The following is a 19,759-nucleotide window of genomic DNA, read 5'->3' on the forward strand; positions in this document are numbered from 1 at the left end:
AATCCTTTAAAGGATTACTAAAATGGCCACTCAGATTATTATTGTGCTTATCCTTACGATGTTTATTAACGGGATAACTACGTTGTCTTATGCTGTAAGACTGGTAGGTGTAAAAACCGGTAGAATTGCCATTACCTTTTCTTTATTTAATATCCTTGCTCTTTTATCCCGCACCGCCAATACGTTGCAGGCGCCGTTACTGGCCAAAACGGTAGAACGGGACCTGAAACAGGGGCTTTCCTCCAATATGGAGATATTCAGGTATATTATTCTGTCGTGTACTATTGGCGCTATAATTGGCGCACTGTTGATCCCAACTTTTCAGCGGTTATTGTCTAAGGCAGTGGTGCATTTTAGTGTACATAAATCTATTCCCAGGTTATTTTATGTTGGCTTATCCGGCGCCGGTATGCAGTTCATGAAAGAAAGCATGCGGATGCCCACAAAAGAGCAATTCCTGGAATTGCCTGCTAACAGGGATATGCCCTGGCGTATTTTTATCTACAATGTATTGGCCAGCGCAGTAATAACAATTTCGGTTTTATCGTGTGTGTATGCTGCATATCTGAATCCTGAGTACAGAACAACAGCCAGCAATTTATCGGGTGTTATAAACGGTATGGCCACGGTGCTGATGGTATTGTTTATTGATCCGCATTTATCTATACTCACGGATGATGTGGTATTAGGGAAGCTTTCACAGGGCGCTTTCAGAAGATTTGTTGCCTATATGGTAATTGCCCGTATTGCCGGAACGATACTTGCACAGCTGTTACTTTTACCCTGTGCGCAATTGATTGCCTGGCTGGCAGAAAAAGTATAGCCCGTTCACAATTGGTTAACATTTTTTTGATGTTTTCCGTGTTTTTTTGAGAATGAATTTTAACCCACGAAAATTATTTGTCATTGTTGGTGATCCTCACTCAGGCAAAACAAGAACGATACAAAACTTGTTTCAGCGAAAGCGGTTTTATCTCTTCAAACAACCCATAAAACTGGATGCTTTGTGGAAGGAGAAATTTATTGTCGTAAATACTCCGGACCCGTACTGCCGGTCAGACGACCAGCTCAGCCGCATTAAATCGGTTATAGAGTATCATGCAGTATCGGATACCTCTTTTCTTTTTAGCCTCAGCCTGGTAATAGATAACAGCGCATTTGACATCGGGCAAATCGTGTCTTATTTTAACCAGTCTGCTTTTGAGGTTCACTACCTTGTTTTATACTCGAGCTGGTATGATAAAAAAGTAACAAGCGGGGAGAACATATTCCGGCTGCAACAGCTGGTTGAAAACGGGAGCATCCATATATTTGAAAGGTTGGTAGCCCAATCGGGGTTGCGGTTTAATGAACGGGTGGAGGAGGTGAAAGAGGCCATAGGACGAATACTTGGAATAACCGTTAACATAGAAGGGCAATGAAGAAACGTTGTATTTGGGCATTCATATGATAAATCGGAACCAGCCAATTCAAGGTGTCACAATTTTTGTTGGGAGAGTATAAACATAAATTATGAAACAGCCTTATGTTATAAACATCGACGTATCTCTACTCGACGATTTACGTCACCGCCTGGCGATGACACGCTGGACCAATGACATTAACAACGACAACTGGAAAACGGGCACAAACACAACATATTTGAAAGAGTTATGCTATTATTGGTTGCATAACTTCGATTGGAAAAAGAATGAAGCCTTCCTTAATTCGTTTTCGCATTTTAAAACTGCTATCGACAACGAAGGTATTCATTTTATCCATGAAAAAGGAAAAGGCAAAACAAGCGTGCCTCTTTTGTTGATACATGGTTACCCAGATTCGTTTATGCGGTTCCTGAAAGTAATTCCGCTGTTGGTTGCTCCTGATGATGGGTTTTCCTTTGATGTAGTGATTCCGTCCATACCAGGCTATGGTTTTTCGGATATTCCGACATCGCCGGGTATGAATCCAAAACGCATAGCATCCTTGTTTGCAAAATTGATGACAGAGGAGTTGGGTTATTCCTCCTTTATAGTGCATGGTGGGGATTGGGGTAGCACCATTGCGGAGCAAATTGCGGTTAATAATTCTCAAATTCTTAAAGGTATTCATCTTACCGATATCCCCTGGCGTCATCTGTTCTCTATCTCCCCGGATGCGTTGACGGCATCTGAAAAGAAATACGTGCAAACCGGTCAGCAATGGAGTCAAACCGAAGGAGGTTACGCCGTAATACAATCTACGAAGCCGCAATCGCTGGCATATGGATTGAATGATTCGCCTGTGGGGCTTGCTGCATGGCTGATAGAAAAGTTCTTTAGTTGGAGTGGTTGTGATGGCAAGCTTGAAAATACTTTTACCAAAGATGAATTACTTACGAATCTTACTATCTACTGGGCTACGCAAACAATAACTTCAGCAGTGCGCCTCTATTATGAGGCGGCCGTTTCAATACAACAGGAGGAGAAAAATATGGAAATTAAGAAAGTGGAAGTTCCTACGGGTGTGGCTATATTCCCCCAAGACGTTGTACCGGCTCCCAGGGAATTCGCGGAACGACTCTTTAATGTGCAGCAATGGACTGAAATGCCCAGGGGAGGACACTTTACGGCAATGGAACAACCAGATCTATTTGCAGGGGATGTTCGAAAATTTGCAAAATCATTGAGTGGGGTAAGCTTGCGGTGAATGAGTGGGAGCGAATGAGATATTAAAGATTACCCGGAATACAAGTTGGGCTTTTCATATGAGTGAGCCATTCACTCAGAAATTTGTGAATATATTAGATATACTAAATAACTAGTTTTCACAAATAGCGTCGATTTTTAATCACATTTCATGCTTTCTAAATAATTTTCATAAATTAGATATAACTATATTTCATGAAATAAGATGGAAATTAACAGCTTTTCACAATTAATAACGGTATTTCAGGAGAGAACTTCGCCTGAAAAAGGTTATTTAGTAGGATATGGGGCGATATTAAAGGCCTATAATTTACAGGCTCCGCTTCCTGATATCCTGGCTCTTATAAGCCAAAAGCACAAGCAATACAAAACGGATGAATGGATTGTTTTTACACCCAGACATATGCCTGAAGATACTCTCATGGGGCACCTGACTTTTGCATTAAAGTATGAAGGAATTGAACTTGGGCTACTAAAAAAATTATTTGAAAAGCTGGATGCAGAAGAGATTAGTAAGGTGATCAGCAATGAACCAACGGGCCAATACAGCAGGAAAATATGGTTCTTGTACGAGTGGTTGATGGGTTTTCAACTGGAAATTCCTGATCTGATAGCTGGTAATTATATTAACCTGGTTGATGAAGACATTCAATATGCTTGTCGTGATAGACTGGAGACTTCTAAAAGGCATCGGATAAGAAATAACCTTCCCGGCGTTAAAGATTTTTGTCCTATGATCAGAAAGACTGCTTTATTAGAGCAATATATCAGTCTTGATTTATCCCAACAGATAAAAAGGATCATCGGAAAAATTCACCCGGATGTTATGGCGAGAACATCGGCTTTTTTGTTATTAAAAGATTCAAAAGCATCTTATGCCATTGAAGGAGAAAGACCACCGCAGAACCGGGCACAGCGTTGGGGACGGGCTATCGGTCAGGCAGGTCAAACACCAATCTCGAAAGACGAACTAATCCGGTTACAACAGATAGTAATAGATAACCCGCGATTCACCAAGATGGGATTCCGCGATCACGAAGGGTTTATTGGTGAACATGACAGACGACATGGGACACCCATTCCAGATCATATTTCAGCCAAATGGCAGGACCTTGATGCATTAATAGATGGTTGGATCGCTGCCAACCAAAAATTGGAAAAGGATGGCTCCTTTGATGCCGTATTAGCTGCAGCATTGATTGCTTTTGGATTTGTATTTATACATCCCTTCGCGGATGGAAACGGTAGGATTCACCGGTACCTGATCCATCATGTGCTTTTAAGAAAAGAATATATTTCAAAAGGAATAATCTTTCCTGTTTCTGCCATCATTTTGGAGCGATTGGATGAGTACCGCCGGGTGTTAGAGGGTTTTTCAAGGCCGCGTCTTAATTTGGTGGAATGGAAACCCACTGAAAATAATAACGTTGAAGTACTGAATGATACAATTGATTTTTACCGGTATTTTGATGCAACCAAGCAGGTGGAGTTTTTATATAGTTGCGTTCAGCAAACCATCGAGCAAACCATTCCTGAAGAAGTTGATTATCTCGAAAAGTATGATCTTATGAAAGATTATCTGGACAACTACTTTGAGATGCCAGATAAAACAGTTGCTTTGCTTGTCCGTTTTCTGGAACAAGGAAGAGGACAACTATCTGAAAGAGCGAGAGCAAAAGAGTTCGAAGCTTTGACAGATAAAGAGGTTATTGAAATCGAAAATAAATACCAGGAAATATTCCAATAAAGATGTCTACCGTTTATAATTGCTTACACTATGAAAAGTAAAGCGTTCCAGTTACATATAAGCCTGAAAGATTCTTCTCCATTAATATGGCGCAGTATTATAGTGCCGGAAGATTATTCATTTTACAACTTACACATGACCATCCAGGCAGCTTTCGGTTAGGAGAATGGTCATCTTTTCCGGTTTAATAAATCAGGAATGATGGATGACGAAGGAATAGGCATTCCATATGAAGAATCAGGTATCCTTCTGCACGATGCAAGATCTGTTTTAATCAAAACTATTTTTAAAAAGAAAGGAAATGAATATGTGTATACTTATGATTTTGGTGATAACTGGGTACACCAGATCAAATTAGAATCTATTATAAGTAGAGAACTTTATTGCGCTGTTTGTATAGACGGGGAAAATGAATGCCCGCCTGAAGATGTGGGAGGAATATATGGTTATGCAGCCATGCTGCAATGTTTTGCCTCTGGTACAAAAAAGGAAAAAAAGGAGTTTATTGATTGGATTGGCTTAGATTCCAAAGAAACCTGGAACGCATCCTATTTTAATCTCCGGGAAATAAATAAGCGACTTTCTCTTGTTTCGCCGGCTGATTTCTTTTAAACTTTCAGCAAATAATACATCCAATGTTCCATTATTTAAAAGTCGTAAAAAAAGTCTGCCAGACTTATTAGTAGATAGCAAAACCAATAAGGTTTAATTTTTTTTAACCCAATTCTATATAATAGGAAAATGAACAGTGTCGAACCCACGGGTGAATGAAGTATTCCGTTAATGACGGGCCTGGTCCGGGTTTTAGGGGAAATAAAAAACGGGAACAATACTTTTTACAGTAATGTTCCCGTTTCTGTGGTGTGAGCCGGGATCGAACCGGCGACACAAGGATTTTCAGTCCTTTGCTCTACCAACTGAGCTACCGCACCATCCGTTTTTTATTGCCCTCTCTCGTGAGGGGATTGCAAAAGTAATACATTCTTTCGAATTGCAAAATTTTTTTGAGAAAATTTTACGAAATCACTTTTTCACTGAGAATACTGCTCCAAAGTTCATGCCGCCAATACAGCGACTGGCGGGCGTATTCAGCAGCTTCATCCCATTTATTTTTGTCCGTGCCACATAATTCATTGACCATTTGCATGGCCAGTTGACTATGGTGGTCACCGTCTACTTCTATGTGTCTTTCCAGGTAATAAATGAAGGTATCCAGCTTGCCCGGAAACTTCTGATCGAGGTCTTTTACCAGTGCGAGGAACATGTCGGGAATCAGGTCTTCCCTGCCAAAGGTGAACACCGCTGCCATAATATGTGCCTTACCGGTAGCAATCACTTCAAATGTAAAGCTAAGAAAACCCTTTATGGCCTCAGGAAGGTCGGCGGTGGCCAGCATCCTTTCAATAGGCTTTCCAGCCTTTATATCAGCTATAATCGCCTCTATCGGGCTGGTATCGGCGCCAGCCTGTTGCATGGCGCGTTCATACAGTTCAAAATGGCTGCAGCGGTTACCTTCTTTATCTACGTCGCTTTCTTCCCCGGTAACAATTTCATTGATCAGGTAACGGGTAGCGGCATTGCCCACGGGTACCCAGGGCACGCTTACACAGGTGAGTTGTTGCTGCAGTCCTTTCAATAAAGACATGAAGTCCCATACAGCATATACATGATACTGCATAAAAGTGCGAACATCATCCAATGTTTGCAGCTCCGCGTATAACGGGTGTGATACTACTTTCTCCCTCCCGGAAGCAATCGTTTCCTGTATTTGTTTAATGCTCATCTGTTGTACTTATAGCCGGACTAGTTGCCGTATACCACCAGGAATTTTATACGCATCAGCTTCAGTTGCTCCAGCGAATAATCATTTTCAATCAGTTCTTCCCTGGCCAGGGCGAGACTGGAAGTTTCGCAGCCTTTGAAATACTCCATGATTTCATCCTGTGCATAATCATCCAGTTCTTCATCCAGGCAGTAATCGATGTTCAGTTTGGTACCACTGGCAACAATGGTTTCCATTTCGTCGAGTAACTGGGAGAGGGAGAGTTCCTTATTTTTAGCAATGGTTTCGAGCGGTATTTTCTTATCGATATTCTGGATAATAAATACTTTCATCCCGCTTTTATTCACCACGCTTTTCATAACGAAATCGTCCGGCTTGGTGATATTATTTTCCTCTACGTATTTGGTGATTACATCCAGGAACTGTTTGCCGTAGCGAACAGCTTTCCCTTTGCTCACGCCCTGGATTTTTTCCAGTTCCTGAACGGTAGTAGGGTATTGGGTGGCCATATCTTCCAGGGAAGTTTCCAGGAAGATAACAAATGGGGGAAGGTTCTTTTCCTTGGATACTTTCTTGCGCAGTTCCTTCAGCATTTCAAACAATGCGGGGTCTGCAGATGCCTGTGCTTCCGCGGCGGCTTCCTCTTCCTCATCCAGGGTGTCTTCATCAAACTGGTGATTCAGTGCAACCATGATGGAGTAGGGCTTTTTGAGGAATTTGGCGCCCTTATCGGTTACTTTAAGCAGGCCGTATTCCTCAATATCTTTTTCTATCAGTCCTTCCAGCATCATCTGGCGCATCAGGGAGTTCCAGAAGTGCGCGTCAAATTCTTTTCCTTCTCCAAACACCTCCAGTTTATCATGACGGTAGGTGCTGATCTGGGGGCTGGTTTTCCCGGTGATGATATTGATCACATATTCGCTGCCAAAGCGCTCTTCGAGGGAGCGGATGGCTTTCAGCATGATCACCACGCGGTTTCTGACTTCTATTTTTTCTTTCGGGTTACGGCAGTTATCGCACTGGCCGCAATTCTCCGTTTCGTAATGTTCTCCGAAGTAGTGAAGGATAACCCGGCGGCGGCATACGGCGCTTTCGGCGTATGCAACGGTTTCGTTAATGAGCTGTGCGCCCATTTCACGTTCGCTGAGCGACTTATCGCGCATAAGGTGTTCGAGTTTCTGCACATCCTTATGGGAGTAGTAGCAGATACAATGTCCTTCCAGTCCGTCCCTGCCGGCACGGCCGGTTTCCTGGTAGTAGTTTTCCAGGCTTTTAGGAATGTTGTAGTGGATCACGAACCGTACGTCGGGCTTGTCGATTCCCATTCCGAATGCAATGGTGGCTACAATTACCTCAGTATCTTCATGCAGGAACATATCCTGGCGTTGTGCCCGGGTAGTAGGGTCCAGGCCGGCATGGTAGGCTACCGCTTTAACGCCGTTGGCTACCAGCATATCCGCCAGTTCCTCGGTGGTTTTACGGTTCAGCGTGTAAATGATACCGCTTTTGCCTTTATGCTGATGAATGAACTTAACAATATCCTTGATGGTTTGATCCTTTTTGCGTTTGGGCCTGATTTCGTAATACAGGTTTGGGCGGTTAAAGGAAGAAATAAAGATATTGGCCTTGTTCAGACACAGGTTCTTTACGATGTCGCTTTGCACCTTCGGGGTAGCAGTAGCGGTCAGGGCAATAATGGGCAGGTTATCGCTGATCTGGTCGATCATTTCCTTCAGGCGGCGGTATTCCGGCCGGAAGTCATGTCCCCATTCAGAAATACAGTGTGCCTCATCTACTGCGATAAAAGAGATTTCCAATTCCTTGAAGAAATCGAGGTTTTCCTGTTTGGTGAGGGTTTCCGGAGCTACATAGAGCAGCTTGGTTTTTCCCGCCGTCAGGTCGGCCCGCACTTTCTTGATCTGCGCCTTAGATAAGGTGGAGTTTAGAAAATGTGCCACATTGTCCTTACTGCTATAGCCTCTAACCAGGTCTACCTGGTTTTTCATCAGCGCAATAAGGGGTGAAACGATTAGCGCACAACCCGGCCTCATCAGCGCCGGTAGTTGATAGCATAATGATTTACCTCCGCCGGTTGGCATTATCACAAAAGTATCTTTGCCTGAGAGGATGCTATTTATAATTTTTTCCTGATTTCCCTTAAAGGAATCGAACCCGAAGTGTTCGCGTAATGCATCCATCAAACGTTCCTTAACAACAGCCATTGCATTCAAATTTTAACTCTAAAGAACCAACAAATGACGAAATATATTTATATGTTTTTTAGGGGACACGAAGTTACTTAAAAAAGCGCGGAGTATCAATATAAATTACTTGACCGCTCCAGTGCTGGTTAAAAAATGATAAATTTGTAAATCGACATGAAAAGGAATCAAACTATCAATATAGGACAGGTAGCCAGGCGCACAATTGCGATGGAGGCATCAGCTATTAATGATTTGCAGCATTTTATAGATGCAGATTTTGAAAGAGTTGTTGAAAAGATCGCTCAATGCCAGGGGAGACTGGTGGTGACAGGCATTGGTAAAAGCGCCATTATTGCCCAGAAAATAGTGGCTACATTTAATTCTACCGGTACGCCGGCCCTTTTCATGCATGCAGCAGATGCCATCCACGGAGATCTGGGCATGATCCGCGAGGAAGATGTGGTAATGTGCATCTCCAAAAGCGGTACTTCCGCCGAAATAAAGGTGCTTGTTCCCCTGGTGAAGAACTTTGGCAACACTTTAATTGCCATGGTGGGGAATACCAGCTCGTTTTTAGCCCAGGAAGCCGATTTTGTACTTAATACCACGGTTAGTAAGGAAGCCTGCCCAAATAACCTGGCGCCCACTACCAGTACGGCGGCACAGCTGGTGATGGGAGACGCCCTGGCCGTTTGCCTGATAGAATGGCACGGATTTACTGCTGCAGATTTTGCCAAGTTCCATCCCGGAGGCGCTTTAGGAAAGAAATTGTACCTTAAGGTCGGGGATCTCAGCAAACAGCACAAAGCCCCGCAGGTATCAGCAAACAGCTCATTGAGAGAGGTGATTGTGGAAATTTCATCCAAAATGCTGGGTGTTACTGCCGTAGTGGATGAAAATGGATTACTTCAGGGTATCATTACAGATGGCGACCTGCGCAGAATGCTGGAGAAAGATGTTCCTACAGCAGCTGTAACGGCAAAAGATATAATGTCGCTTCACCCGAAAATGATCCAGCAGGATCAACTGGCCATCAACGCTTTAGAGATGATGCGCCAGCACGATATTACCCAACTGCTGGTAATGGACGGTGAACGGTATCAAGGTATTATTCACTTACATGATTTAATCAGAGAAGGAATTATTTAGAAATGACACAGCTGAACAGCCATTTTTACGTGGCAATAATGGCAGGGGGAATAGGCAGCCGGTTCTGGCCCCATAGCCGCACAGACAATCCCAAGCAGTTCCTGGATATCCTGAACACAGGAAAAACCCTGCTCCAATGGACTTATGAACGCTTCGCGCAGTTCATCCCAAAGGAAAATATATTCGTGGTAACCCACCATCAATATAACAGCAAGGTGAGTGATCAGTTGCCGGAATTGCCCACAGCCAATATTGTGAGCGAACCATCCCGTAAAAATACAGCTCCCTGTGTTGCTTACATTTCCCATAAAATCCATAAACAGGACCCGCTGGCCAACATTATTTGTGCCCCGGCAGATCACCTGATCATGGATGGACCGGCGTTTACCAATTCCTGTTTAAATGCACTGCTGTTTGTGCAGAAAAACAGCGCCCTGGTTACACTGGGAATCAAACCTACCCGCCCGGATACCGGTTACGGCTATATCCAGTTTGAACCACAACACGTGGCGGATAACGTATACCAGGTGAAAACCTTCACAGAAAAGCCCAACCTGGAACTGGCCAAAACGTTCCTGCAAAGCGGTGATTTCCTCTGGAACGCCGGCATCTTTGTATGGAATGTAAAAACTATCCTGGCAGCTTTTAAACAATATCTTCCGGAGATAGATGAACTGTTTGAACAGGCTACACCCGCACTCAATACCCCCCAGGAAAAAGAGGTAATGGAGAAAGTATATCCGCAGTGTACCAATATCTCTATCGATTACGGTATCATGGAAAAAGCCAGCAACGTATATGTGATCCCCGCCAATTTCGGATGGAGTGATCTGGGTACCTGGGCTTCCGCCTATGAGAACCTCGAAAAGGATTACCTCGGCAATGCAGTACAGGGTAAAAACGTGGTGGTGATAGACGCGACCAAATGCATGGTGAAAGTACCTAACGATAAACTGGTGCTGTTACAGGGCCTGGATGAGTTCATCGTAATCGATACAAACGATGTACTGCTCATCTGCAAAAAAGAAAATGAACAACAGATCAAAGAATATGTAGGGGAAATCAAGCGCAACAAAGGCGAGAAGTTCCTGTAAATATTTTTGTGATTTTTGATATTGAAATTCAGATATTTAGTGGCTGAAAAGACTTTATCACCAGCAGATGTCTGAATTTCAATATCAAAAAATCCGGCAATGATCTCAAAACTGCCCAACGTAGGCACCACCATATTTACCGTCATGTCCGCACTGGCGGCTTCCCACCAGGCAATTAACCTCTCCCAGGGATTTCCCGATTACGACTGCAGTGATGAACTGAAAGCTATGGTAAATGAAGCCATGCAGCAAGGGCATAACCAATATGCACCTATGCCGGGCCTTCCGCAGTTGCGTAATGCTATTGCCACAAAAATCAGTAGTCTTTACCAGCAGCAGGTACATCCCGATTCGGAAATTACCATTACACCCGGGGGCACCTATGCTATTTTTACGGCCATTGCTACGTGTATACATCCGGGTGATGAAGTGATCATTTTTGAACCGGCATACGACAGCTATATTCCCAATGTATTAGTAAACGGTGGAGTACCTGTGCTCATTTCCCTTTCATTTCCGGGCTACCGGATCAATTGGGACGAGGTAAGAAGTAAAATCACACCCCGCACCAGGATGATTATGCTGAACACCCCGCATAATCCAACAGGGAGCATCTTACAGGAAAATGATATGCAGGAACTGGAAAAACTGGTGGATGAGTTTAACCTGATCGTATTATCAGACGAAGTATATGAACACCTGGTTTTCGACGGCGCACAGCATCACAGCGTATTGCGTTATCCCGCTATTTTCAGGAATAGCTTTGTTACCTTCTCTTTTGGAAAAGTGTTTCATAATACCGGCTGGAAAATGGGCTATTGTGTAGCGCCGGAGCACCTGATGAAGGAGTACCGGAAGGTGCACCAATACCTTTGTTTTTCTGTAAATACCCCCATGCAGTACGGACTGGCAAAATTCCTGGAAATGCCATCTCATTACCTGGAGTTGCCGGCGTTTTACCAGCAGAAAAGAGACTATTTCCTTGAATTAATGAAAGGTACCCGTTTTACCCCGCTGGCCAGCCAGGGAAGCTATTTCCAGCTGATGAAATACGACCGTATATCAGATGAAGGGGATAAGGATTTTGCGATCCGTATGACCAAAGAATTTGGAGTGGCGGTGATCCCTGTATCTGCGTTTTACCAGGATGGGAAAGATGATCATGTCATCCGGTTTTGCTTTGCGAAGAAACAGGCTACGCTGGAACAGGCTGCCGCGCGGTTGCAACAGATATAAAAAAAGGAGACCGCTGATAACAGCCAGATCAATGCCTTTAAATAATTGATCTAACGTGTTATCAGAGTCTCCCTCTTTTTATGAAAAAGCAAATTTATTCTCTTCTATAAAAGGCGGACAGCTTAAACAGCTACTGCTGTTGCTCCTTCCGGTATGTTATTTTCCAGGATCAGCGTTTGCTCCATAAAGCTTACGATCCCGGTTTCTACGTCGTAAATCGCGCCTATAATACCTACTTCTCCTTTCTGGATCATTTCACGGAGAATGTTGCTTTGTTCCATAATGGCCTGCACAGAGCGTTGTACATGGATCGCGTTTACCGCTTCCACAAACTCGCCGTTATGGGAGTTGCGGTCCTGTTTAATAGTTTTCTCTGCAAATACAGCCGGGGCTATTTTGTTTAACAGCCCGGTGAGGTTACCCATTTCAATGGAATCGCAGGCACCCTTGATCGCGCCGCATTTTGTATGGCCCAACACCACGATGAATTTGGAGCCAGCTACCTTACAGGCATATTCGAGGCTGCCCAGTACATTATCGGAAATAACGGCGCCGGCTAAACGGATACTGAAGATGTCGCCCAATCCCTGATCAAAGATCAGCTCTGCAGAGGTACGGGAGTCCATACAGCTGACGATAGCCGCCATGGGCCATTGTCCGTCGGAAGTATCGTTCACCATTTGCAGCAGGTTGCGGTTCAGGCGAAGGTTTTCCACAAACCGGGTGTTACCGGCCTGCAGCAATTCCAGTGCTTTTTTAGGAGATATATTGGCTTGAGATATTTTATTCAGTGTCTTCATAATTGTCATTTTTTGAAATTGAAAAATGAACGGATGTAAGCATGGTTTCCGTTACGTTTTTACATTAAAGAGGTACCTGCCTTTAATTTAACTGCAGCTCTTTCAGTAACTCTTTATGGTTACCGGAAGAAATAGTGTGTACCTGCGGGGAATTCAGCCTCGACTGTTCTTCAACAGAAAGGTCTGGTGTATTTTGAATGTTGTACACGGATTTAAATCCCGTCAGGATTACTTTGATATTTTTTTGTGGCGCTTTGATGTCTTTGAATTCGCGGATGGTCTGCAATACATCAAAATCGATATAAGCAGTTTTGTGTGCATCAATCACCAGTGTAATATTTTCAGGCATATGATCCAGCGTAAGCAGGATGCTGGCCTTGTTCAGGAAAGAAACTTCCTGTGCCAGTTCCAGGCGGATGCTGTCGCCACTGTGGTATTTTTCCTTGCGGAAATAGTAAGAGCTTTTCATATTACCACGTAAAATGGCGAGCACACTTACAACCATACCCAATGCAATACCTACCAGCAGATCGGTAAACACGATGGCTAATACGGTTACAACAAAAGGCACCCATTGGTACTTACCATTTTTGAACATTTCCTTGAAAATGGAAATTTTGCACAATTTGTAACCAGTTACTAGCAATACTGCCGCCAGGGTAGCCAGCGGAATTTTATTTAATAATGCAGGGATCAGGGCCGTACAAACCAGTAATAATGCACCATGCGTCATTGTTGCCAGTTTGGTTTTACCACCGGCATTGATATTAGCGCTGGAGCGTACAATTACAGAGGTGATTGGTAAACCGCCAATTAAGCCACTGATCATGTTACCAATACCTTGTGCTTTCAACTCCCGGTTAGGAGAAGTATGGCGTTTCAGGGGATCCAGTTTTTCGGTGGCTTCCACATTCAGCAGGGTTTCCACGGAAGCTACTATTGCTATAGTAGCGCCGGTAATCCAAACATCTTTGTTAGTGATGGCGTTGAAATTCGGGAGCGTGAACTGGTTCACGAAATCACCAAAACTACCGGCTACCGGTAAAGTTACCAGGTGATTAGATCCCAGTGCCAGCAGCTCACTGCCGGAAAATGCTGTATTCAGCAATATGCCGGTAATTACTGCTACCAGTGGCGCTGGCACTACATTGAGCTTCGGGATCTTACTCCAGTACAGAATAATGAGAATGGAGATAATGGTGATCAATGTTGCGCCAAGATTAATGTGGTTAATCGTGGAAAGCAGGGCACTGAAAGTATTTTCGCCATCTACCTGAATAAAGTTGAAATCACCTTCCGAATCGGCATCATAGCCAAATGCGTGCGGTAACTGTTTCAGGATAATGATGATACCAATAGCGGTAAGCATACCTGTGATTACATTGGAAGGGAAGTAGTTGGCTACCGTTCCTGCTTTAATTAATCCCAGTATAAGCTGAATGGCGCCGCCTATTACCACGCTCAGGAGGAATACATCGAAGGCGCCAAGTTTGGTGATAGCCACCAGTACAACAGCGGTAAGACCTGCTGCAGGACCACTTACACTCAATTGCGAGCCGCTTAAAAAGCCGATTACCAGGCCACCGATGATACCGGAAATCATACCGGCAAACAAGGGCGCTCCTGAGGCCAGGGCAATTCCCAGGCACAATGGCACCGCAATGAGGAAAACAACAAGGCCGGCTGAAAAATCGCCTTTTATATTGGAGAATATTGATATTTGCTTGTTCATAAAATTTGCTTTTCCGTTGAGGGATCACACTTCCGGATAGCAGCCAATGCTGCAACCGTGGAAGCTACAATGATATAATAGTACTCCCCGTTAACGGCTACATACAGGTATCGCCTTAATGGATACACGTAGCACGGGCAGTGTTTGAAAAAATCAGTAATAAATAAAATAGAAAAACAGCTGTTGTAATGACAACTGCAAAACGAAATTACGCGATGTGCGTATTGGGAGGAGGGGCGTGTATTTCCTGAGCAGGGTTGCTGGGAATATCTTCCATTAAATGATATTGTAAAATACCAAGAATGAGCAATGGATTAAACTGGATCTCGTCAAACTGCTTACAAAATTTCAGCTCTTTCGCAATCTTTATATGATCGCCACCACAATCAACCGGGTGTTCTTCCACAATCTGATTATTAAACAGCAGCTTCCCTACTTCCTTGATCGGAAGCAGTTGTGACACCATCAGTGCCAGCAGGAATATGCCAATTAATTTCTTCATGTGTATAATACGCTTAATGCAAATGTAATAGAGGTTAACCATAAATAGTAAATAATCCCAATTAAAATAATGTTAAAGGATTTTAACATAAAAAGGCGGCCCCAACTGTTCCTTTCCGTTTATCCCGGCTGAAAACCGGTCATCATTATCCTGTAACAAGTGTTATAACCCGTTTTTTCTACAAGGTCCGCATCTGGATTGAGTTTTGTAGGCTTTGCCGGGTAACGTTCTAAACAAGTTATTTTGCTTTCTATGGTATTGTGTATTGCATAGTAGTAAAAGTTTCCTATTTTTGTATCGTAAAGTTGAAAGAATAGCTATCAAACACTTTAATAACTGATCAGAAACCACCATTAGAAAAAAAACATTAAAGCTCACTTGCCATGAACATTGATAACACACAATCGCAGATGAGGAAGGGAGTGCTGGAGTTTTGCATATTGTCCGTCATTAAGCAAGGAGAAGCTTACCCTTCAGATATCATCGAAAAGATGAAGGAAGCAAAGCTGGATATCCTGGAGGGCACTCTTTATCCTTTATTAACAAGATTGAAAAATGCGGAATTACTCACTTACCGCTGGGTAGAAAGCAGCTCAGGCCCCCCACGGAAGTATTTTTCCATGACAGATAAAGGGGAAACCTTTTATAAAGAACTGGAAAGTACCTGGAACGAACTGGCCAATGCGGTGCATCAATTAACACAAAATAGTACACCCCTGTAAAGGAAGACTAACCTAAAACCTAAAATCAACTGGTAATGAAAAAGATAATCAACATAAACCTTTCAGGCCGCCTTATCCCCATCGAGGATAGCGCGTATGAGATACTAAATCAGTATCTCGGGAGCCTGAAAAAATATTTCTCGAAAGAGGAAGGCGGGGATGAAATCGTGTCTGACATTGAAAGCCGCATTGCTGAAATATTCCAGGATAAATTGAAAAAAGGCGCTCATTGTATTACTGATGAAGATGTAATTGCAGTAAAAGCTTCCATGGGTACACCAGAGCAATTCGACGACGCTGCCGGCGAAAGCACTCAACAAACAAAGGAAGACGATCCGTTTGCAGGATATATTCCCCGCCCACGCAAACGCCTGTACCGCGATCCGGAAAATAAGGTGCTGAGTGGCGTATGTAGCGGGCTAGGCGCTTATTTCAACATCGATCCGGTGATCTTCCGTATCATATTCGCCCTGTTGGCGATTGGTGGCTTCGGCACCGGTATCCTTGTATACTTCATCCTCTGGATAGCAACTCCGTCTGCCGACACGGCAGCGGAAAAGCTGGAAATGAGAGGAGAGAAGGTGGATCTGAACACCATCAAGTCCACCATCCAGGAAGAATTAAATCATATGAAAGGCCAGGTGAAAAATGTAGGAGATGATATCCGAAATTTTTCTCAGGGCCGCGGCAAGCAGGTAGGTAGTGATATCGAACGCTTTTTTGTGAGCCTGGCAAGTGGATTAGGTAAAGTGTTGGTAGCTGTTACCAAAGGGTTCTTTTACTTCTTCGCTGTAGTGATGCTGATCTGCCTGATAGTGGCAGGAATAGCCATTGCAGCCACTTCCGCGGCCCTTTTTCCCATCAAGGATCTGTTACTCGGCGCCCCGGTGCAAAGCGCATTGTTATGGCCTGCAGTTGGATTGCTCATAGGCATCCCGATTGTTGCACTGGTTATATTCATCATCCGTAAACTCACCGGCGTAAAAGAAGGCAACCGCTACGCAGGTTATACCTTAACCTTCCTGTGGTTACTTGGACTGACTTTCGCCGCCATCATTGCTACGTCCTTTGTAAAAGATTTCAGAAGACCGGCAACAGAAACGGAAGCAATAACCATTCAACAGCCATCGAAAGGCAAGCTGATACTGAAAAGAACGCCTGGTATCCTGTCTGAAATCAATGGCGATGACATCAGTTTCTTTGATGATCACTTACTGATCGCAGACGATACCGTATTGATTAACTACATCCGGATAAGGGTTGAAAAAAGCCTGACCGACAGTTTCTCGGTAGATGTATCCCGCTTTTCCAGGGGCCGTACCGTTCAACAGGCAAAAATGCTGGCTCATGATATAGCGTTCCACCTGAACCAACAGGACTCTGTATTGTACCTGCCGGAAGGGTTTTCCCTGCCACCGCACTCCAAGTACCGCGGTCAGCGTATTACAGTAACCATTAAAGTACCGGTAGGAAAGAATATTGAAATAGATCGCGAAGTATACCGTAACTATGACTTTAGCCGGTACGACCGTAACGACAATGGCGACTGGGATAACGATTTCGATAATGACCAGCCCGGACCATTCAACCTGAAAATGACACCCGATGGTACCGACGACGTCAACGAAAAGAAACCGGTGCCGGAAAAGGCGAATACCGACTCTTCCAATGAAGGCTACCGTTACAAGGGACCCGCCGCTGAAAATGCAGTTAAAGCGGTGAAAAAGAACCAGCCCATCGAAGGCGATGTATCTTTCCTGGCTTATTCCCTCATTAACATGTTTCACAGTTAATCTATATAAATAATTAATTTTTAAAAAGATAAAGCGAAAACAAGCCACTGTTTTCGCTTTATCTTTTCCGGCAAATTACCATTCTGAGATTTTCCCGATCGGATCATTCCGCCGGCTGATTAATGTTTAACTTTGCATCTTCAGCAATTAATATTAATAAATAGGATAAGATAAGGAATGCAGGCTCCCATAAACATCGCGCTGGTAGGTAATCCGAATAGTGGTAAAAGTTCCCTTTTTAATGCGCTCACCGGCTTAAACCAGAAGGTGGGTAATTTTCCGGGTGTAACGGTAGATAAAAAAACCGGGATAGCTCAGATAGTATCAGGCGTAACAGCCAATATTATCGACCTGCCGGGAACTTATAGCCTGTATCCAAAAAGCGCCGATGAATATGTTACCTATGATGTGCTGATTAACCAGCAAAACGAAGATACCCCCCGCCTTGTGATCATTGTAGCGGATGCTTCCAACCTTAAACGTAACCTGTTATTCTGTTCCCAGATCATCGATCTCAAAATCCCGGTCATTATAGCCCTCACCATGATGGACATTGCCCGTAAAAAGGGTGTGGAGATAGACCTGGACGGACTGGAAAGGGAACTTGGCGTGCCCGTAGTAGCCATCAATCCAAGAAAAAATAAAGGGGTTACGGAAATCAAGAAAGTAATAGACCTGTCGATGCGTTCCCATTACAGCACTCCTCCCAGGGATTTTATTAATAACAACGCGCTGGCTAAAGACGTGATTGACGAAGTACGTAAAACAGTACCGGTGAAAAGTGATTACGGCGCTTTACATATAGCCGTTAACGTAGACGATCTGCCTTTTATAGACATTACACAGAAAAAGGCGATTCATAGCGCGCTGGAAACATACCAGTTTAATAAAACAAAGATCCAGGCCGAAGAGATCATGCAGCGGTATAGCCGGATCAAACATATCATGAAAGCGACGGTAGTGGAAAATGATCCGCTGCAGAAGCAATTGCGTTCTGAAAAAATAGACGACCTCCTGCTGCACCGTTTCTGGGGATACGTAATTCTGCTGGTAGTGATGTTCCTCCTGTTCCAAAGCATTTTCTGGCTGGCTTCATACCCCATGGACTGGATCGAAGGCGGCTTTGGCGCACTGAGCGGATGGCTGAGCAATATCCTCCCCGATAATAAAGTTACCGACTTCTTCATCAATGGGATCCTGGCTGGTATCAGCGGTTTTGCCGTGTTTATTCCCCAGATCATGATCCTGTTTGGCCTGATCACCATACTGGAAGATACCGGCTACATGGCCCGTATCAGTTTCCTGACGGATCGCCTGATGCGGCAGGTGGGATTAAACGGAAAGTCAGTGATGCCGCTGATCAGCGGAGTGGCTTGTGCAGTACCCGCTATCATGGCCACCCGTACTATTGAGAATAAAAAGGAACGGCTTATCACCATTATGGTAACGCCTTTAATGAGTTGTTCTGCAAGGTTGCCTATTTATACCATGATGATTGCGCTGATCATCCCCGACAAGCGGATCTTTGGTATTCTTGGCCTGCAGGGACTTATTATGATGGGGCTTTACCTGCTGGGCTTCTTCATGGCCATCTTCATTGCGGCTATCATGAAGCTGTTTGTACGCATCAAAGAAAAGAGTTACTTCATCATGGAGTTACCAGTTTACCGCTCCCCGCGCTGGGCCAATGTGGGAACCACCATGGTGGAGAAAGCGAAAATATTTGTGAAAGACGCCGGTAAGGTGATTGTGGTAATATCTGTAATCCTCTGGTTCCTGGCTTCTTATGGTCCTGCCAGCAGAATGGAACCGGTACATGCCAAATATGAACAACTTCTCGCGAAAGTGCCTGCTGAATCTCCCGAAGCAGCGGTGTTGAATAAGGAATTTCAATCTGCCAAATTATCCAATTCCTATGCAGGGGTACTCGGTCATGCCATCGAGCCGGCCATCCGTCCGCTGGGATTTGACTGGAAAATCGGCATTGCACTGATCACCTCTTTTGCCGCCCGCGAAGTGTTTGTGGGTACTATGGCTACCCTCTATAGTGTGGGAGAAGATCCTGATAACAATAACGCTACCCTCCGGGAAAAACTGTCGTCGGCTACCTGGCCTGATGGTGCGCCGGTATACACGCTGGCCTCAGGGTTGTCTTTAATGATTTTTTATGCGTTTGCCATGCAGTGTATGAGTACGATGGCCATTGTAAAACGTGAAACCAAATCATGGAAATACCCGCTGATACAGCTTGTTTACATGACAGCACTGGCCTATGTGTGCAGTTTGATCATCTTTAATATCTTCAAATAATATCTTGTACATTGCAGGTAT

15 protein-coding genes, 1 tRNA gene and 1 pseudogene are annotated in these 19,759 nt (G+C 44.1%); 11 read left to right on the forward strand and 6 right to left on the reverse strand.

Annotated elements, in window-relative coordinates; all coding sequences use genetic code 11:
- Positions 1-22 precede the first annotated feature (22 nt).
- The 5 genes and pseudogenes from QFZ48_RS10940 to QFZ48_RS10960 all read left to right on the forward strand — a co-directional run bounded on the left by QFZ48_RS10940 (position 23) and on the right by QFZ48_RS10960 (position 5,025).
- A complete protein-coding gene (locus tag QFZ48_RS10940; protein WP_429062266.1) occupies positions 23-823 on the forward strand; it encodes a lipid II flippase Amj family protein in 801 nt (266 codons plus the stop codon).
- 181 nt (positions 824-1,004) lie between these two features.
- Positions 1,005-1,421 carry a hypothetical protein gene (locus tag QFZ48_RS10945; protein WP_429062267.1) on the forward strand — a complete coding sequence of 139 codons (417 nt, stop codon included), beginning with the start codon at positions 1,005-1,007 and terminating at the stop codon, positions 1,419-1,421.
- 91 nt (positions 1,422-1,512) lie between these two features.
- Positions 1,513-2,667, forward strand: a complete 1,155-nt coding sequence (locus QFZ48_RS10950) for an epoxide hydrolase family protein (protein WP_429043101.1) — start codon at positions 1,513-1,515, stop codon at positions 2,665-2,667.
- Between the two features lie 204 nt (positions 2,668-2,871).
- Positions 2,872-4,413 carry a Fic family protein gene (locus QFZ48_RS10955; protein WP_429062268.1) on the forward strand — a complete coding sequence of 514 codons (1,542 nt, stop codon included), beginning with the start codon at positions 2,872-2,874 and terminating at the stop codon, positions 4,411-4,413.
- Between the two features lie 30 nt (positions 4,414-4,443).
- Positions 4,444-5,025, forward strand: a pseudogene (locus tag QFZ48_RS10960) (plasmid pRiA4b ORF-3 family protein).
- A 247-nt stretch (positions 5,026-5,272) separates the two neighbouring features.
- Here QFZ48_RS10960 and QFZ48_RS10965 read toward each other — a convergent pair.
- From QFZ48_RS10965 to recQ, 3 genes are all read right to left on the reverse strand, one after another.
- Positions 5,273-5,345, reverse strand: a tRNA-Phe gene (locus QFZ48_RS10965).
- An 83-nt stretch (positions 5,346-5,428) separates the two neighbouring features.
- Complete coding sequence (locus tag QFZ48_RS10970; protein ID WP_429043095.1) at positions 5,429-6,196, reverse strand: DUF3050 domain-containing protein; 768 nt, start codon at positions 6,194-6,196, stop codon at positions 5,429-5,431.
- A gap of 20 nt (positions 6,197-6,216) precedes the next feature.
- Positions 6,217-8,418: a DNA helicase RecQ gene (gene recQ / locus QFZ48_RS10975; protein ID WP_370908855.1), complete on the reverse strand. Its 2,202-nt coding sequence runs from the start codon at positions 8,416-8,418 to the stop codon at positions 6,217-6,219.
- 156 nt (positions 8,419-8,574) lie between these two features.
- Between recQ and QFZ48_RS10980 the strand changes: the two genes are divergently transcribed.
- The 3 genes from QFZ48_RS10980 to QFZ48_RS10990 all read left to right on the forward strand — a co-directional run bounded on the left by QFZ48_RS10980 (position 8,575) and on the right by QFZ48_RS10990 (position 11,879).
- Positions 8,575-9,549 (forward strand): KpsF/GutQ family sugar-phosphate isomerase, encoded by a 975-nt coding sequence (locus QFZ48_RS10980; RefSeq protein WP_429043091.1) that lies wholly within the window; start codon positions 8,575-8,577, stop codon positions 9,547-9,549.
- Positions 9,550-9,551: 2 nt separating this feature from the next.
- Positions 9,552-10,643 carry a mannose-1-phosphate guanylyltransferase gene (locus tag QFZ48_RS10985; RefSeq protein WP_370908853.1) on the forward strand — a complete coding sequence of 364 codons (1,092 nt, stop codon included), beginning with the start codon at positions 9,552-9,554 and terminating at the stop codon, positions 10,641-10,643.
- Between the two features lie 99 nt (positions 10,644-10,742).
- Positions 10,743-11,879: a methionine aminotransferase gene (locus QFZ48_RS10990; protein ID WP_429062269.1), complete on the forward strand. Its 1,137-nt coding sequence runs from the start codon at positions 10,743-10,745 to the stop codon at positions 11,877-11,879.
- Positions 11,880-12,001: 122 nt separating this feature from the next.
- Here the strand turns inward: QFZ48_RS10990 and QFZ48_RS10995 are convergent, their stop codons facing one another.
- The 3 genes from QFZ48_RS10995 to QFZ48_RS11005 form a co-directional block, all read right to left on the reverse strand.
- Positions 12,002-12,679, reverse strand: a complete 678-nt coding sequence (locus QFZ48_RS10995; RefSeq protein WP_429043085.1) for a carbonic anhydrase family protein — start codon at positions 12,677-12,679, stop codon at positions 12,002-12,004.
- Between the two features lie 82 nt (positions 12,680-12,761).
- The gene (locus QFZ48_RS11000; protein WP_429043083.1) at positions 12,762-14,411 is read right to left on the reverse strand and encodes a SulP family inorganic anion transporter; all 1,650 of its coding nucleotides are present in this window, start codon (positions 14,409-14,411) and stop codon (positions 12,762-12,764) included.
- Positions 14,412-14,619: 208 nt separating this feature from the next.
- A complete protein-coding gene (locus QFZ48_RS11005) occupies positions 14,620-14,913 on the reverse strand; it encodes a hypothetical protein (protein ID WP_370908849.1) in 294 nt (97 codons plus the stop codon).
- A gap of 383 nt (positions 14,914-15,296) precedes the next feature.
- Between QFZ48_RS11005 and QFZ48_RS11010 the strand changes: the two genes are divergently transcribed.
- The 3 genes from QFZ48_RS11010 (at position 15,297) to feoB (ending at position 19,738) form a co-directional block, all read left to right on the forward strand.
- Positions 15,297-15,635, forward strand: a complete 339-nt coding sequence (locus QFZ48_RS11010; RefSeq protein ID WP_079471462.1) for a PadR family transcriptional regulator — start codon at positions 15,297-15,299, stop codon at positions 15,633-15,635.
- A gap of 35 nt (positions 15,636-15,670) precedes the next feature.
- Positions 15,671-17,428 (forward strand): PspC domain-containing protein, encoded by a 1,758-nt coding sequence (locus QFZ48_RS11015; RefSeq protein ID WP_429062272.1) that lies wholly within the window; start codon positions 15,671-15,673, stop codon positions 17,426-17,428.
- A gap of 177 nt (positions 17,429-17,605) precedes the next feature.
- Entirely contained in the window at positions 17,606-19,738 is a 2,133-nt protein-coding gene (gene feoB, locus QFZ48_RS11020; RefSeq protein WP_429043075.1) for a ferrous iron transport protein B, read from the forward strand.
- Positions 19,739-19,759: the final 21 nt, after the last annotated feature.

The sequence above is a fragment of the Chitinophaga sp. W2I13 genome, from assembly GCF_050434005.1.
In the GTDB taxonomy this organism is placed as follows: Bacteria; Bacteroidota; Bacteroidia; order Chitinophagales; family Chitinophagaceae; genus Chitinophaga.